Source organism: Candidatus Hydrogenedentota bacterium, from assembly GCA_018005585.1.
In the GTDB taxonomy this organism is placed as follows: Bacteria; Hydrogenedentota; Hydrogenedentia; order Hydrogenedentales; family JAGMZX01; genus JAGMZX01.
In genome coordinates this window covers 62,431-78,832 of record JAGMZX010000003.1, presented here as the reverse complement: position 1 = coordinate 78,832, position 16,402 = coordinate 62,431, and the positions used below count along the sequence as shown (strand labels likewise).

11 protein-coding genes are annotated in these 16,402 nt (G+C 62.3%); 5 read left to right on the top strand and 6 right to left on the bottom strand.

Annotated features, from left to right (window positions below; translation table 11 throughout):
• Positions 1–328: 328 nt before the first annotated feature.
• On the top strand, positions 329–3,061 hold the full coding sequence (locus KA184_00985; protein ID MBP8128125.1) for a PAS domain S-box protein: 2,733 nt from the start codon (positions 329–331) through the stop codon (positions 3,059–3,061).
• 17 nt (positions 3,062–3,078) lie between these two features.
• On the opposite strand, the gene KA184_00980 is transcribed toward KA184_00985, so the two are convergent.
• The 5 genes from KA184_00980 to KA184_00960 all read right to left on the bottom strand — a co-directional run bounded on the left by KA184_00980 (position 3,079) and on the right by KA184_00960 (position 10,181).
• Entirely contained in the window at positions 3,079–5,193 is a 2,115-nt protein-coding gene (locus tag KA184_00980; protein ID MBP8128124.1) for a HEAT repeat domain-containing protein, read from the bottom strand.
• A gap of 15 nt (positions 5,194–5,208) precedes the next feature.
• Positions 5,209–6,528 carry a Gfo/Idh/MocA family oxidoreductase gene (locus KA184_00975; GenBank protein MBP8128123.1) on the bottom strand — a complete coding sequence of 440 codons (1,320 nt, stop codon included), beginning with the start codon at positions 6,526–6,528 and terminating at the stop codon, positions 5,209–5,211.
• A gap of 302 nt (positions 6,529–6,830) precedes the next feature.
• Positions 6,831–7,754 carry a Stp1/IreP family PP2C-type Ser/Thr phosphatase gene (locus KA184_00970; protein ID MBP8128122.1) on the bottom strand — a complete coding sequence of 308 codons (924 nt, stop codon included), beginning with the start codon at positions 7,752–7,754 and terminating at the stop codon, positions 6,831–6,833.
• A gap of 183 nt (positions 7,755–7,937) precedes the next feature.
• Positions 7,938–9,032 carry a ketol-acid reductoisomerase gene (gene ilvC / locus KA184_00965; GenBank protein ID MBP8128121.1) on the bottom strand — a complete coding sequence of 365 codons (1,095 nt, stop codon included), beginning with the start codon at positions 9,030–9,032 and terminating at the stop codon, positions 7,938–7,940.
• A gap of 138 nt (positions 9,033–9,170) precedes the next feature.
• Complete coding sequence (locus KA184_00960) at positions 9,171–10,181, bottom strand: 3'(2'),5'-bisphosphate nucleotidase (GenBank protein MBP8128120.1); 1,011 nt, start codon at positions 10,179–10,181, stop codon at positions 9,171–9,173.
• Between the two features lie 270 nt (positions 10,182–10,451).
• On the opposite strand from KA184_00960, the gene KA184_00955 reads away from it, so the two are divergent.
• The 4 genes from KA184_00955 to KA184_00940 all read left to right on the top strand — a co-directional run bounded on the left by KA184_00955 (position 10,452) and on the right by KA184_00940 (position 15,740).
• The gene (locus KA184_00955; protein MBP8128119.1) at positions 10,452–11,102 is read left to right on the top strand and encodes a PilZ domain-containing protein; all 651 of its coding nucleotides are present in this window, start codon (positions 10,452–10,454) and stop codon (positions 11,100–11,102) included.
• 302 nt (positions 11,103–11,404) lie between these two features.
• A complete protein-coding gene (locus KA184_00950) occupies positions 11,405–13,108 on the top strand; it encodes an N-acetylmuramoyl-L-alanine amidase (GenBank protein ID MBP8128118.1) in 1,704 nt (567 codons plus the stop codon).
• Between the two features lie 102 nt (positions 13,109–13,210).
• Positions 13,211–15,547, top strand: coding sequence for a sulfatase (locus KA184_00945; protein ID MBP8128117.1), 2,337 nt, complete (start codon positions 13,211–13,213; stop codon positions 15,545–15,547).
• Positions 15,548–15,632: 85 nt separating this feature from the next.
• Positions 15,633–15,740 carry a 30S ribosomal protein THX gene (locus KA184_00940; protein MBP8128116.1) on the top strand — a complete coding sequence of 36 codons (108 nt, stop codon included), beginning with the start codon at positions 15,633–15,635 and terminating at the stop codon, positions 15,738–15,740.
• Between the two features lie 9 nt (positions 15,741–15,749).
• Here KA184_00940 and KA184_00935 read toward each other — a convergent pair whose 3' ends face one another.
• Positions 15,750–16,178, bottom strand: a complete 429-nt coding sequence (locus tag KA184_00935; protein ID MBP8128115.1) for a methylated-DNA--[protein]-cysteine S-methyltransferase — start codon at positions 16,176–16,178, stop codon at positions 15,750–15,752.
• Positions 16,179–16,402: the final 224 nt, after the last annotated feature.

Sequence of the window (16,402 nt, the reverse complement as noted above, 5' to 3'; positions counted from 1 at the left end):
AGACGGCCTGTGGAGTCCCAACCGCGCGTAATACGCCGCGAGAGGAACAACGCCATTCTGCCCCGCGGCCCCCTGGTGTCACGCCGGTATCGGATGCCGGTATTGGGAGGTGACGGCATGCGCATTCTCGAGCGCTCGATCCGTAGCGCAATCTTGGGGGACGGCTCTGGTCAGTGCCGGACCCAGGCGTCTTAGCCAGAGCATTTCAGGGCATTTCGGGGCAGAATGTGTTTGTGTTATCCTCCCGCTTGCGATTAACGGGTTGATACGAATGCCGTGTTTGGGTATTCCGCCGCGGGTTGCCGGAGGGAATATTCAGGAGTGCGCTATGGCCGAGAATCGCGAATCCAACCTTACCCCTGAGGAAATAGACGAAATCCAACGCGAAGTGCTCCAATTCGCGGGGGTCGGTCTTTTCCGCTACACCTTCGACGGCACGATTCTCTTCATCGACCGTGGTGCACTCGCAATCCTGGAACTCGAAGACCGTTATCCCAATCCCGCGGACGCCGTAGGCAAGAATGTGTCCGAATTGGTCACGCATGTCCTGCCCGTGGGCACGATCCGCAATCGGATGCGCCAGGAGCGCCGCGTTCGCGACCTTGCCTACCCCTTCCGGACCCAGCGCGGGAACCTGAAATGGGCGGCGCATACTTCCTGTCTGGTGCGCGACCCCAGGTCGGGCGAGGAATCGATTCAGGTATTCCTCCAAGACATTACGGAGCGAAGACGGACGGAAGAAGCGCTGTGCCGGAGCGAGGAGCGATTCCGGCGGCTGGTGGAGCACGCGGGCGATATTATCTATCAGACGAATGCCGAAGGGTGTTTTGTATATGTGAACCCAGTGGCGATCCGGACGCTGGGTTTCCCGATCGAGGAGATTCTGGGGCGGCACTACTCGGAGTTTGTCCGCCCCGATGCACGCGACGAAGTGCGGGAGTACGTGCGCGCGGAGCAGCGAGCGGGGCGTTGCAGCGTGTATCACGAATTTCCGGTGCTGACCAAAGACGGGCAGGAGGTCTGGCTGGGGCAGAACCTGGAGATTCTCAAGAATGAAGACCTGGTGACCGGGTTCCAGGCGGTCTGTCGCGACATCACGAGGCAGAAGCAAGCAGAGCATGCTCTGCGAATTGCGCTGGACCGCTTTGAGGCGGTAATCGAGCATACGCCGCTTGTGGCCATTCAGGGTTTCGACCGCGACGGGGTGGTGCGCCACTGGAACGGCGCAAGCGGCGACCTCTACGGATATGCAGCCCGCGAGACGGTCGGAAAGCGCCTGGGGGACCTCCTGTTGAGCCCGGAAGATGCCCGCGACTTTGAATCGATAATTGCCGGGATTTGGCGCTCGGGAACCGCGACGACGCCCAAGGAATGGCCCGTCCGAACCCGTTCCGGCGAAGTGCGCTGGGTCTACTCGAGCATGTTTCCGGTATTCGACGGCACCGAGGTGGCGGAAGTCTTCTGCATGGATGTGGATATTACCCAACGGCGCCGCGCCGAAGAAGCCCTGCGTGCCAGCGAAGAGAAATACCGCGAACTGGTGGAAAGCGCCAACAGCATTATCCTACGGCGGAGACCAGACGGGCGCATCACCTTCTTCAACGAGTATGCGCAGCAGTTCTTCGATTATTCCGAACCGGAGATCCTTGGCAAGCACATGGTAGGAACGGTAGTGCCGGGGCTGGACTCGAACGGCCGCGATCTTGCCGCGATGATCGATGATATTGGCCGCAATCCGGAGCGCTACTCAACGAATGAGAATGAAAACATACGCCGCAACGGCGAGCGGGTTTGGGTCGCTTGGACCAACAAGGCCATCCGGGACGAACACGGGAACATCAAGGAAATCCTCTGCATCGGCAATGATGTCACGGCAGTCAAGCAGGCAGAGCAGGAGCGGCGCCTCCTCGAGGCGCAGATGCAGCATGCGCAACGGCTCGAAAGTCTTGCGGCGCTTGCGGGCGGTGTCGCTCACGATTTCAACAACTTGCTTGTCGGCATCCTGGGGTACGCGGAAATGGCCTTGCTCGATTTGTCAGCGGACGCCCCGGCGCGCGAGTGCTTGCGTCAAATCGAAAGCTCGGCGAAGCGCGCCGCCGAACTGACCCATCAACTGTTGACCTACGCCGGGCGTGGCAGGCTTGCCAGGGAGCGGGTTGACCTTGGAAAACTCCTCGGCGAAATGGCGCACCTCCTTCAGGTCAGCGTGCCACGCAAGGTCCGGCTCCATCTCGAAGCCGGAGACAGGACGCCCCTAATCCAGGGCGACGGGGCGCAATTGCGCCAGCTTGTACTGAGCCTTGTCGTCAACGCTGTGGACGCTATGAACGACCGGGCGGGGTCCATTTATGTGCAGACGGGCGTACGCACGTACGACCGCGAATTTCTCCTGCGGGTTCGCAGGGAGACAACGCTTGCGCCCGGCCAGTATGTGTTTCTCCGTGTTGCGGACACCGGGTGCGGCATGGACGCGGAGATGCTGGAACGTATTTTCGACCCCTTCTTCACCACGAAATTCATTGGACGCGGGCTCGGTCTGGCGGCGGTCTTGGGCACGGTACGGGGGCATCGGGGCGGGATACACGTGGAGAGCCGGCCCGCGGAAGGAACCACGTTTGAAGTGCTGTTCCCCATCTGCGCGGCAGTGGCGGAACCCGTGATTGGCGCTGAAGAGGACCGTCAGGCGGAGTGGCGGGGCCGGGGCACCGTGCTCGTCGTCGATGACGAGGAACCCGTGCTTGGCGTGGCGAAGGCTTTTCTGGAACGCGCCGGACTGGTGGTGATCACGGCTTGCGATGGAGGCGAAGGCCTGGAGATTTTCAGCGCACGGGCGGCGGAGATTGACGCGGTCCTGCTCGACGTGTCCATGCCGGTCCGGGACGGCGACGAACTGTTCGCCCTCATCCGCGGCATACGCCCCGACATTCCCGTTGTGTTTTCAAGTGGCCACAGCGAACAGGTCAACGTGACCAGCCACGGCGACGGTTTTGTCGGCTTTGTGCGCAAGCCCTATCATGCACGGGACCTGCTGAGCGAGATTCGCAAGGCCCTTGGGCAATAGTCCGTGACCGCCGGCAGTCATTCGTAGCGGAAGAGAAGCGGTTCGCCTTGCCGGTTCGTCAACCGCAGGCAAAAACCCCAGTCACCACCACCCTGCACAATTTTCAGGAGTATGACATTCTCGCCCGCCGCAAGTGCGGCGGGTTTCGTGTCCTCGTCCACGGATACTGCGCGGGCCGCATCGTTTTCATGCACCTTTTCGCCGTTCACCCAGCACACGATCCCGTCGTCCGACCCGGCCTTGACCAGAATATCCTGTGCGGCATCGACAACGACGACGGCGCGGGCATACGCGATGACCTGCTCCGTGGGTTGCAGGAAGTCATCGAGGTCCGTTATACCCAAGGGGTCGTTTACGACATGGTCCCGCCAGCGCACCTGCTGTTCGTCTGCGCCTGTATACGCCGCGTCGGGCTGGTATTCAGATTCGGGCGGAAACGCCGCGTCAAACGCGGTCTTCGGGAAGGGGCCAATGACCCGCCAGCGTAGAACGAACCCACGTTCGGCGGCAAGACTGGCCGGCAAGCCTAGTGCAGCCAGCGCGGCCTGCGCGCGCTTTGCCAGTTCGCGGTCCTTCGTGGTGCGCAACGCGGCCTCAAAGATCCCCTGCGCCGCGGCCCGGTCCGCCGCGGCCATCTTGTCCGCAATGGCGAAGGCGCAGCGCGCAACCGGCCCTTCGAGGGCTGGATTCCCCACAAGCGGCTGAAGATAGGTCAAAGTCTCGGGCGCGGCGATCATTGTCAATCCCTCGACGGCGGCCGCGCGCTCCGTGTCCTCCGCCTCGAACCCCAGAGCCTCGTGGTACATGTCGCGTGCCCGCGCAGTATCGCCGCTGGCCCCGGCCGCGTGGGCAAGGTTCAGCCAGGCGCGTACGCCTTGCGTGCGCACGCTCGGGTCGCTGTCTTGCGCCGCCTCGAGAAACGCGTCCGCATAGCGAGCGTCGGCGCGTTGGCCTAACAGGCGCAGCGCCGTGGCGCGCACACGGTGGTCGCCGTCGCGCAGCCCTCCTTCAAGCAACGGCGTCGCCGCGGCCACGTCGCGGATGGTGACGATTTCCAATAAGGCCGCCTTGAGGTCGGGCTCGGCCTTTCGCGCGGTCGCGGCCATCTTGCGCGTGGCTGTTTCGTCGCGCACGGCAACCAGAGCGTCCCGCGCCGCTCCATAGACATCCGCGCGCGCAGCGCGCAGGAAGGGCAACAGCACCTTGACGGCTTTGCCGGACGCCGCGGTCCTTCCGATGCCGCGCAAGGAAGGGCACAGAACGCGCGGGTCGCCTGAAACGGCTGTGTGGCGGGCGCCGCCCTCTTGCGCGGCTTTTTCCTGCGTTTGCGCGCGGTCCAGCATCCGCGCATAGAGTTTCGCGGCTTTTGCGTCGGGTTGCCGTTCGATCATGCGCAGGCAGGCTTCAAGCGCGATGTCAGACCCGAGGCGTTCGAACTGTTGCCAGAGCGCATCGAAGGCCCGAATGCCTCCAAGATAGCCCAGCGCTTGCGCCGCGGCATCCGCGGACGGGCCACGGACCTGCACTTCGGCAATAAGCGCATCTACGGCGCAGCCGCTTCCGGCCGCACCGATTGCGTTTATGATCCCAATCCGCTCCCGTCCCTCGCTGCGTTGCAGGCAGGACAGTAGCGCAGCGCATACAGTCTCCGCTCCGGCGGCGTTGCCGCGTTGCGCTGCGTTGCGGCCGATGCTCTCAATGGCGCGCAAAGCGGCGTCGAATGATTCCGGCGCCTTCGTCAAGAGATTAGTCAATGCAGGCAGGACTTCTATATCGCCCACATAGGCCAGGAGCGAAAGCAGCGGGTCGCGATTCTGCGTGGCAAGCGCCGCCACGGTGAGGGCGTTAGAGGCGGCCTTGCGCGTTTCTTCGGCGGAAGTCGCGGCCCCGGCGATATTCTCGAGCGCTTGCGTTGCCGCGTAGACGACGTCCGGCCGCTCATTGTCGAGCAGCGGCGCCACGGCGATGATCGCTTCCGGCCCGAATTGCGCGGCGTTTTCAAAGGCAGCATGGCGGGCAAGCGCATCTCCGCTCGAGAGAGACCGGACAAGCGCGCCGATATCTTCCTGGGCCGCGGCTATACACGAAACACATGTGGCCGCCATAAGGAATACGAACGGGGTCCGGTGCATTGCATGTCTCCCTGACTAGAGCCGCCATGGCGCGCGCATGGGCCTGTGCAGAAGCTTGCTCGCGGTCTCGTCCTGCGAAAACGCTTCTTTCACAGGGTCATATACGACCGGCCGGCCGGCGCGCGCCGCGATATTACCCAGGTGCGAAATCGCCGTCGCGCGATGCCCGGTTTCCGCGTCGCAGACAGGCGGTCTTCGCGAACGCATGGCGTTGAAGAAATCTTGATGGTGTCCCGGACTTGCGTACAGCCAGACGTCGTTCAACCCCAGATCCTCGTTGATGACTCTGCCGTCCTTGCCGTGGATCCAGTAGCCGCCCCGGTTGACGCAGATTTCGCCTTCCGACCCGTAGAACTTCGTGCCGTAACTCTGACCGGGCTCAAAAGGGTGTTGCTTTGAGTCCGACCACCACTCAATCTCAACATCTCCGTAGCTGTACGTAATGTGCTGAAAGCGGGGAAACTCGTACATATTGTCCGGATACATCTCCGATTCCGATTCTATGCGCACCGGGCTTGTGGCGTCCTTGCCCAAGCCCCACTGCGCGATGTCGAACAGATGCACGCCCCAATCCGTCAACAGGCCGCCCGAGTAGTCGCGGAAATACCGGAAGTTATAAGGGTGAATGAGCCTGTTGAAAGGCCGCCACGGCGCGGGGCCCAGATAGAAGTCCCAATCAAGATAATCAGGCGGCGGCTCCGGCGTGATGTACTCATGATACGGATTGGCATCGAAGAAACACACGGCCTTGCTGACCGTGCCTATGCGCCCGTTCCGGACAAGCTCGCACACGTGCCGGAATTGGCCTTGGTCGCTGCGTTGCATCGTGCCGACCTGCACGATGCGGCCGTAGCGCCGCGCCGTCTCGACTATGGCGCGGCCCTCGGCTATGGTGAGCGCAAGCGGCTTCTCGCAGTACACGTCCTTGCCCGCACGCAGACAATGAACAGTGGCCAGCGCGTGCCAGTGGTCCGGCGTGGTGACAAACACCGCGTCGATGTCGGGATGCCGTTCGAGCATTTCACGGAAATCGACGTATATCTCAATATTCATGCCGTAGCCGGCGGCGTGCGTCTGGGCTGCGTTGAGGCGCTGACGGTCGGGATCGGCCACTGCGGCAAAGGTTACCTCGGGATGCGCGCACAGCCGGTCGAAGTGCGAACGGCCCATGCCGCCGGCGCCGATGAAACCGAGCACAATCTTCTCGTTGGCGGCGGCGCGGCTGACCGCGGCCGGCGCGGGGCGCGGGCGGATGGCCGCGGCGCCCCATGCGCCCACGGCTGCAAGACAGACCTTGTTGACAAAGAACCTGCGGGTGATGGTGCGTTCAGACATGCAGGGTTCCTCCCGGAAGCCGGGTCACGATTGAAGCCACACGATAACACAAACATGCGAGTCAAGAAACGCAAATCCACGCCGGAGAGATGAAACGTCTTCGCGAGCGAATCGCCCGGTCCAAGTGCTCCATTTCAGATATGCGGCCACGGGTGGAATACGTCAGCTCTTTTCAGTAGCAGCTCTTGCGAAGGCAGATGCTTGCGCTTCTTGCCCCGCGACAAACAGGTCGCCAGGCAAAGAAAGCTGCCGCACTCCGCACGAAAAGCAGCAATGCGCTGGCGAAGCTATGGAAGGGATCACTAAGCGAAGAACCGCCGCAACCGCGTTATAAGGCTGGCTTGAGGGAGAAGCACTTCCTCGATGCCGGGTTCGATGCTGCCCTTGGGCGGTTTTTCGGTGACCCGAAGCAGCGCAGCGGTGACGTTGTCGGAGCCGCCGTTTTCCAGCGCCGCGTTGACAAGACGGCGGGCCGCCTCGCGGGGCGCCGCCGCCTGAATGAGCGGCGCAATGTCGCGGTCGGGGACCTGGTTGGAGAGGCCGTCTGTGCAGATAAGCAATTGGTCGCCGCGCTCGAGGCGCACCGCGTACATATCGACCTTGACCTCATTCTTGATACCCACGGCGCGCGTGATCAGATTCTTCATCGAGTGGTTGCGCGCCTCTTCTTCCGTGAGCAACCCGCAGCGCATTTGTTCGGCCACGAGGGAATGGTCATGGGTGATTTGCTGGAGCGGCGCGCCGTCGCGCAGGAGATAGACACGGCTATCACCGACATGCGCTATATATCCGTATTCGCCCACGGCGACGAGCACGGAGATCGTAGTGCCCATGCCGGAGAGCAGGGGATTCACTTCGGATTCTTCAAACACCTTGAGATTGGCGGTCTCGACGGCGTCACGGAGCGCGTGGGGGATGGAAGGGTCGTCGCTGCGGTAGTAGCAGCTGGTGGTCAGGCGCAAGGCCATGCGGCTGGCGAATTCGCCCGCGCTCGCACCGCCCATGCCGTCGGCAACGGCAAAAAGCAGGCCCCGCTGCGCGGCGAGACCGGGATCTTGCGGCACGCACAGCATGCAGGCGTCTTCGTTGTTCTTGCGCTTCCTGCCGACATTGGAAAGGAAGCACGCCTGCAGAAACGCCCCTTGCCAGCAATACTCGTATTCTTCGGTCTCGTGAGGGCCGAATTCCGACATGGGGATGTAATCGTGCAACTCCACTTGATGCATCGACGCGTCTATCCCCACACTGCGGCCGTGTAATTCACGAACCTCACCACGTGTTTTCCTTCATTGCGCAAGCGTTGGGAGGAGCATGGCACAGATACGGGGAAAATTGCAAAAAACCACAAAAACGACGCAACGGGCAGCGGCATGCGGGGCGCTGCCCGTTGCGAAAGCGTACTGTCTTGCTCAGGCGCCGCGCCCTTTGGTGCCTGTCGCGGACTTGGTCCGCTTGCCTTCTGGCGTCTTGGGGCGCAACGAACGCACGGCCGCGCCCGCCTGCCACATTTCGGAATTGCGAAGCGCCTCCAGTTCCTTGCGGAGTTGGGCCTGGTAGTCCTTGCCGCCGGTGGACTGCAGCACGCGCTTCGTCTCGACGCCATCCTTGACACGCTTGTACAGTTCCTTGAAGAGCGGAAGCGTTGCCTTCTTGAACTTGGGCTTCCAATCGAGGGCGCCACGCTGCGCCGTCGCGGAGCAATTGGCGTACATCCAGTCCATGCCGTTTTCATCGACGAGCCGGATGAGGCTTTGGGTCAATTCCTCGACCGTTTCATTGAACGCCTCGCTCGGACTGTGGCCATGCGAGCGGAGCACGTCGTACTGAGCTTCCATAATGCCCGCGAGCGCGCCCATGAGCACGCCGCGTTCTCCAGTCAGGTCGCTGAACACTTCCTGTTCAAACGTGGTGGGGAAAAGGTAGCCCGAACCGATACCGATGCCGACGGCAAGTGTGCGCTCTTCCGCGCGGCCCGTGTAGTTCTGCCCGACCGCGAAGCTGGAATTGATGCCCGCCCCGTTCAGGAAATTGCGGCGCACGGACGTGCCCGAACCCTTCGGCGCGACCATGATCACGTCGACGAAATCGGGCGGAATGACGCCTGTCTGTTTCTTATAGACAATGGAGAACCCGTGCGAAAAATAGAGGGCATCGCCGGGCTTAAGGTGCTTCTTTACCGTCGGCCATATCGCCTTCTGCGCCGCGTCGGAGACCAGCATCTGCACGATGGTGCCGCGATCACAGGCTTCCTCGATGCTGAACAGGGTCTTGCCCGGCTTCCAGCCGTCTTTCACGGCTCGGTCCCAGTCACGCTTGAATTCCTTGGCCTGACCGACGATCACATTGAAGCCATTGTCGCGCATGTTCAGACCCTGCGCAGGTCCCTGCACGCCGTATCCGAGGACCGCGATGGTCTCCTGTTTGAGCACCTTGCGCGCCTTGGCCATCGGAAATTCCCTGCGCGTTATGACGTTCTCTCTTTCGCCACCGAAATCAATCAACATCGATCTGACCTCCATTCTGAAAAATGCGGCCATCGCCCGGATGTGCCATCATTGGGGCGACTGAACAATCCCGCGCGCCGCGTTTCCACACATGCCCCGGCTAAGAAGCATATATTCTAGACTTTACCACGACATGTTTCAAATCAAACAGTTTCCCGATCCGCATACGGCCGCAATGGCGCGCAAACCGGCTTCATGCAAATGGCCGTTGGATACGAATACGCCCGTGTTGTGTTCGAGCAGGCGGCCCGCGCGAAAATCGAACGCCTCACCGCACAGGTCCGTCACGCGGCCGCCCGCCTCTTCGACCACAATGCTGCCCGCCGCCTGGTCCCAGATACGTTCCCTGTAATCGGGCTGTTTCGGAGACAAGAGACGCAGCATGATCTCACCTCCACCCGCCGCCAGCACCGCATATTTTGCCTGGCTGTCCATCAAGACCGGCGGCGCCGCCGCCCCAAGGTGCGCGGCAATGGCGTCGATCTGGCCTTCATTCGTGTGGCTCGACTCGTAGGAACGGAGAATTCGCGCCTGCCGCGGGTCGGCGCAGTCCGATACGCGAAGCGGCGTGAAATCGTTGCTTCCTGCGGAGAGCGGGCTTATCCACGCGCCATGGCCGCGCCGCGCCACGAGCACTGCACCGCTCTCTTGCGCGGGGCGGCACTGCGTGTCGAGCCCCGGGCAGCCCAGCGCGCCCAATTGAACCACGCCGTCCTCGATCAGCGCCAGTGCGATCGCGTACTGTCCGCCGCGCAGGTAGCCCTTCGTGCCGTCGACCGGGTCGAGCGTCCAGAATCGACCCGTCGCCTGACCTGCGCCGCGGTCAATCCACGCACAGACGCGCTCCTCCGTCGTGTCCGCCGCCTCCTCCTTCAGAAACGCCGCAACCAGCGACCGCATCGTCGCACCGCTGTCTGATTCAAGCACAGCGGACCCTTCTTCGCCCACCAGCGCGTCATCAGGGAACGTCTCCGCCAATCCCCTCGCGACATAAGCTTGTACTGCAAAATCCGCCACGGTCACCGGGCTCATGTCGGTCTTGGTCAGATGTGCGGGCGGCATTCCTGCGCGGATGCGGGCGGTCAGCCGCGCTGCGGTGCGCACGCTCGCCAGGGCGAAGGCTGTCTCGGGGTCCAGAAAATCCATCATCAGGTGATTCCTTATTTCTTGCCGCGGGGGACATCGGGATACAGGAAAACCCGACATTCGCAGCGACCGCCGCGTCACGACGGAGACTCTTGCGTGTCAAGGGGCCGGGTCTCATCTTATCAGAACGGGATGAGACAGCACACAGAGTCGGGGTGCCGGCCTGCGGCCCCTAACGATTGTTCGTTCCGGGTTCATGTTCTCCGGGCTGTGCATCGCACCGGCTCTCTGATAGAATGATGCTATCATAGAGTCCGAAGGAGAATGCTGCTCATGCCGAAACCATCGTCCGCGGATTCCACCGCCGAACATCTGCAGGTTGGCAACCGGGCACTGTTGTTGCTCTTGGGACAGCGTTTTCTCGTTGGCATTCTCGAAGTGACCCCGGCCAGCGTGCGCGTCAGTTTTCCTGTCCAGAACTTTCCCATCGAAGGCATGCAGGTGCAACTCGAGTTTCACGACGAAAACGGATATACGTCCTACGATATGGAAGTGTTCGAATCGCCGAAGGGCATTGGTGACGGCCTTCTGCTTGCGCGCACCCAATCGCCCTTCCGTACGCAGCACAGAACCAACTGGCGCGTGCCCGCCGCTCTGGCCGTCTCCATGCGCGAGCAGGCGCACCCCCGGCCCTACGAAGGGCACGCGCGCAATATCAGCGCGGGAGGCATACTCGTGGAATCTGACGCCGCCTTGCTCGTGAACGATGCGGTCGACCTTTCCTTCGCACTCCCCTCCGGGCATCGCATCACCACCGTCGCGGAGGTCATTTCCGTCGCCGCCAGCCCGGAGCGCACGAGCAACGCTCATCTCTACGGGTTCCGGTTTTTGGACCTCGAACCCGCCGACGCGCAGGCGCTCAGACAGTACATCTGGCACCGGCTCCGCGAGCTGTATCCCCAGCAACAGCTTCACTTACGTTAATCAGCGGCTGACCGCTCCGCCTCCCGCAAGACCGAGTCTTCGCCCGTTTACACTATATGTTGTGTGCGGGTGCCCGCACGTGCTACCATATGTAGGTTCCAGGTCCGGATTGGCCGAACCTGCGCGGAGCACGAGACATGGCCCAACACAGTGGCAGCCTCGCCTCTTACTCACGTTCTGCCCCTTGTTCCTGTGTCCCAATAAGATGTCTCTTCCTCACATTTCTGTTTGTACAGGGAGTCTCAGCAGCTCTTGGCGAGGCTGTAACGCGGCAGCCGTTGGAACCGGGAGTCTATGCGGCCGTGCGGGGGGGAAGAACGGTGTACCTCGAGTGCAGTCCGCCGCAAGGGGATGGGGCGAAGGCATTCTTCGCAAAGTACCTTGCGAACCCGGACGAATGGGGCGTGTACAGGAACCGCATAGCGGTTGCGGTTTCTTATGAACGGCTGAATGCCGCAACGCGCCGCGCGACCCTGCTCGCGCTGTTCCCGGATGACTACGTGGATTCCTATGGCTGGTGGCATGCGGTGATGTTCGAGGGGGCATTGGCCCAGGAGGACTGGCGGGCCTTGGCGCTCTGGTTCACGAACGATGCGTCGAACGCCTGCGTGCTGGAAAGGAATGAACAGAACAAGGACGTTCCCACACCGCTGCGCAAAGGCCAGGTGGTCTTGATACCGCGCCAGCTCCTGCCCGAAGCGTTTCAGGCGCCGACTCCAAAGCCTCCACCGCCGCTGATTGCGGTACGTGATGCGGCTCGGGAAGGCGGGCAGACACAGCAACCGGAATCCGGTGAACAGCCCGCGCCTGGGAGTCCTGGCGAGGGCGAAGGGGAGACGCCGCCTCTCGTCCTGCCCGAGGACCTCCTGTTTGAAACCGATGCGCAAGGCCAGCACGCGGTATACCGCATCAAGCGTGGCGAGGCGCTCTACACGTCCGTGGTTGTGCGATTCACCGACTTCCGGGACCACGCAGACATACTGGAGGCCTGCCGTTGCATCCAGAAACGCAGCGGAATCCGCGACGTTTGCGACATTGCGGCAGGCCAGAAGATTCGCATTCCCATCGAAATGCTCAGCGACCGGTTCTATCCGCAGGGGAGCGCGCAGCGGGAGGCCTACGAGGCCACGCGGGCCGAGGCGACCCGGCTGCAACAGAACCGTGTCCACTCAAAGGACCTGGAGGGTATTGTGATCGTGCTCGACCCGGGCCACGGCGGCCGCGACTACGGCGCCGCAGTCCACAGCGCGGGGCTTTTCGAGGACGAATTAGCGTACGACATTACCTGCCGCCTCAAAGCAATGCTCGAAACTACCACCCGCGCCAAAGTGTATATTACCGTTCGCGACCGCAGCGCCGGTTTCACGTGCGTTGGTCAGAAGGAATTCCAGCACGATACGGACGAGGAACTGCTGACGACGCCCCCATATCCCAACGACGACGCGAAAATATCCGCCAACCTGCGCTGGTATCTGGCCAACGCTTTCTACAGGAAGGAACGGGCCGCGGGCGTGGATGACCGCAAGTTCGTCTTTGTCAGCATCCACTGCGATATGCTTTTCAATGAACAACTGCGCGGCGCCATGATCTACATACCAGGCGCCGCGCATCGCCGCGATTCGGAGCAGCCCGACGGAAGCATCTACGACAATTATGAAGAAGCGCGCGATTACCGGCGCGTCACGACGACGGCCGAGTCGCGCCGCCACGATGAAGCACTCTCGCTCAATCTCGCGGAGACCATGCTTGCGAGCTTGCGCGGCCACAACCCGCCCCTCAAGGTGCACAGCGCGAGCACGCCAATCCGTAGCGTCATCCGCCAAAGCGGCGGCCGCGCCTATCTGCCCGCCGTCCTGCGCAACGCCGGGATTCCCACGAAGGTTCTGGCGGAAGTGGCGAACATGAATAACGCCACGGACCGGCAGCGCCTGGCTGATCCGCAATGGCGGCAGTGGTTCGCTGAGGCGTTGCTTGATGCGCTAAAGCGATATTTTGACTCGGCGTGACGGGCGCAACCGCGGCGAATTTCATTCCGCAATTCTTGTCCGCGCTTTGACCCGTGTAAATGCGCTCTGCTAGAGTCTCCGAAAATCCTGGGAGTCTTTTTGATGGCTGCTATTCCCCGTTGGGGAACTCCGAATCGCATAGTGATCTGGTGCGGCGCATTGGGGTGCGTTCTGGGTGTTTCCGCGGCAAATCCTGTTCTGGCTCAGCCAATGCCCGGCCCGGCGGCGGAGGCCTGCTACCGCGCCTTTGCAGCTGCCGCGAGCGCCTATCTCCTGGAGCAGGAAACCGCGCATCTTGTTTTCAACAAGGATACCTATGAGAGCTTCTCATGCCTGGGCGAAGGCTGGGTCGGACAGGGGGTCCGCAAATTCATGGCGTCGGACAAGGATTTCTGGGCGCGCTCCCGGCTGGCCACGCTGGAAATCACCGTCTTGCGGCCACGCGACCTGAACCTGACCCTGGAAATGCGGCCGGCGTACCTTGAAGACGCCGGAGCGCAACGCGTGGAGGTTTCCTGGAACCAGACCCGTCTGGGCGTTATCGAGTTTGACCTCAAACGTGGCTGGGGAACCGAATCGGCCACGTTCTCCGTGCCCCGGGCCATCCAGAAGCGCGGCGCCAACCGCATTACGTTTGTAAGCCGGTTTGCGCTTTCGCGCGGAGCATTTGAAGAAGGGGAGGACAAGCGCAACCACGCGTTCAGCCTGCTCAGCCTTGACCTCACGGATGCTGGCGCCGCAGCCGTTCCGGGCCCGCCGCCGGACAGCCCGGAATTGGTCTTGGACGGGGAGACCGTGCTTCAGCCGCCCGGCACCCTGTTAAAATATCCCGTGCGGCTACCGGCTTCCGGCTATTGCCGCTTCGAAATGGAGCCGCCGGAGACCAGCCCGGTCGATGCGGCGTGGTCCGTGTCGCTGCGCGCGGACGACTTGGACGGTCCCACCGACCGCAAACTGTTCGCGAATGGGAGCCCGCAGCCGTTTGCGTACGACTTGACACTGTTCCAGGGCAAGGTGGTCGAATTCGTTTTCGACACCACGGGTGGCGCGCTTCCCGCCACGGTGCGCTGGCGCGCGCCCCGGATTCTTGCTGCCGCGCCGGAAGCGGGTGTGACCTACGCTCCTCTGGATGCCGGATTCAAGACGCGCAACGTAATCCTGATAATCTGCGACGCCATGCGCGCTTCCGGCCTGGGTTGCTACGGATACGAACGCGATACCACGCCCAGCATCGATGCGCTTGCCGCGGAAGGGGTGCGTTTTTCCCGTGCATACGCGCCCGCCTCGTATACCTACAGTTCCTCCTGGTCCCTCGTGACCTCGCTGTATCCCTTCCAGCACAACGCGCCGGAACAGCCCTTGCGCGTGGCCGACTCCGCGCCGCGCCTGGCGCAGGTGCTCCGGCAAGCGGGCATTTATGCCGGATGCATCTCTCAGCAACACTGGATCTCACCGAAGTTCGGTATCGCCGACTATTTTGACGAATGGGCGGAAGCCTACGAAACGGTGGAAATCCTCAATGCGGGCGGTCACCCCGACCTGCTCACGGTGAAAGCGCGGGACTTTCTCCAGAGGAGCAAGGAAAAGCCGTTCTTCCTGTATCTGCATTACCGACCGCCGCATGAGCTGTACATCGCAGCGTCCCCGTACTGGGACCATTTCACCGTGGACCCCACCGGCTCCGTGAAACCCACCGCGGACTTCATGCGCGGAGTGAAGGACAGCAGCGTTGCGCTCAACCGGGAGCAACGCCTCGTTCTGCGCGCGCGCTACGACGAAAATCTGTTGTCGGTCGATGCAGAGATAGGCAAACTGCGCGACATGCTCACGGAACTGGGCTTGGCGGAGAATACGCTCGTCATCGTAACCGCCGACCACGGCGAGGCGTTTCTCGAACACGATTTCCTTTCGCATGGGCAAACCCTCTATGAGGAAGTGACGCACGTACCGCTTGTTCTATGGGGCGCCGGGGTCACAAAGGCTTTTCCCGCGCTCAACACCATGCCCGTGTCCACCGTGTGCCTCTACCCGACGATCTGCGATGTTCTCGGCGCGGCGGCGCCCGAATCCATCGCCGGGCGCAGCCTTGTCCGGCCTTGGCAGGCGCTGGACGCCGGGGATGTGCGAGCCTACGCTCAAAACAACTGGCTTGTAGCAACTCATACTTGGGATCCGCTCGAGGCGTTCTGGTGGGAGCGGTTCAAGCTGATTCGAGATACCATGGGACGGCGCCTGGAAGTGTACGACTTGGAGCGCGACCCGGAGGAACGGCGCGACCTGGTCCCGTTGCGGCCTGTTCTGACAGACTACCTGCTCGCCCATGCGCTATCGTGGCGGAGACATGCGGCAACTGCCGTCAGCGGACCCGCGACGGAGTCGCAACTGGAACAAGATGATGCCGAACGCAGGCAACTGGAAGCATTGGGGTACTTGAACTAATTGCGGAGGGTCGCGCGCGGCCGTCCGCCAGAACAGACGCTCTCGCGATAAACGCCAACTTGGCAAAACGATAGGAGATGAGTTTATGGGCAAAGGCGACAAGCGCACCCGACGGGGCAAGATTTACGCGGGCAGTTTCGGCAAGAGCCGCCGCAAAAAGCGGAAAAAAGCCGCCGCGAAGAAACCAGCATAAGCAGCTCCGTCAACACCAAAGCGCCCCTTCCAGCCGGAGTAATTCCCGCTTCCAATCCAGGCCCGCGGCAAAGCCCGCGAGACTGCCGTCCGCCGCAATGAAACGGTGACACGGTACCAGAATCGGCAGCGGGTTCGCCCCAAGCGCGGCGCCGATTGCCCTGGCGGACGACAGCCCCTTGCCCATGCGCCGCGCCAGGTCGCCGTAGCTGCTGGTGACGCCCCAGGCGACCGTCCGTGCGGTGTCCCAAACCGAGCGCCGAAACGGGGTGGCGGGCCCGTAATCGAGCGGAATGTCACCGAAGTCCTGCGGTATTCCCTGGAAGTACTGTTCCAGCGCGGCGTGCAGGCGGCGGCCCAGACCGATGTTGGGCGCGCCGTGCAGCAGGTATATCCGTGCGTCTGAGCCGTCACCGGACGGCAGGCGTAATTCGCGCACACCGTGCGCTCCGATGTATCCGTAAATCGGACCTCGGGGATGAAGGAAAAGGAAGTTGGCTGCTTCCATGCGGTGTCTCACCCTAATCGAATATGAGGCAGTATTCCGGCGTTGGCAAGCACGGGCGGCATCTTAACATTTCCGTTGTGCTGCATGCGCCAGCGTGCAGCGGCCCGTCCGCGGGTGTGCGCCCGGAAGCGCGGTGTCAACGGCCGGTTCGGCCG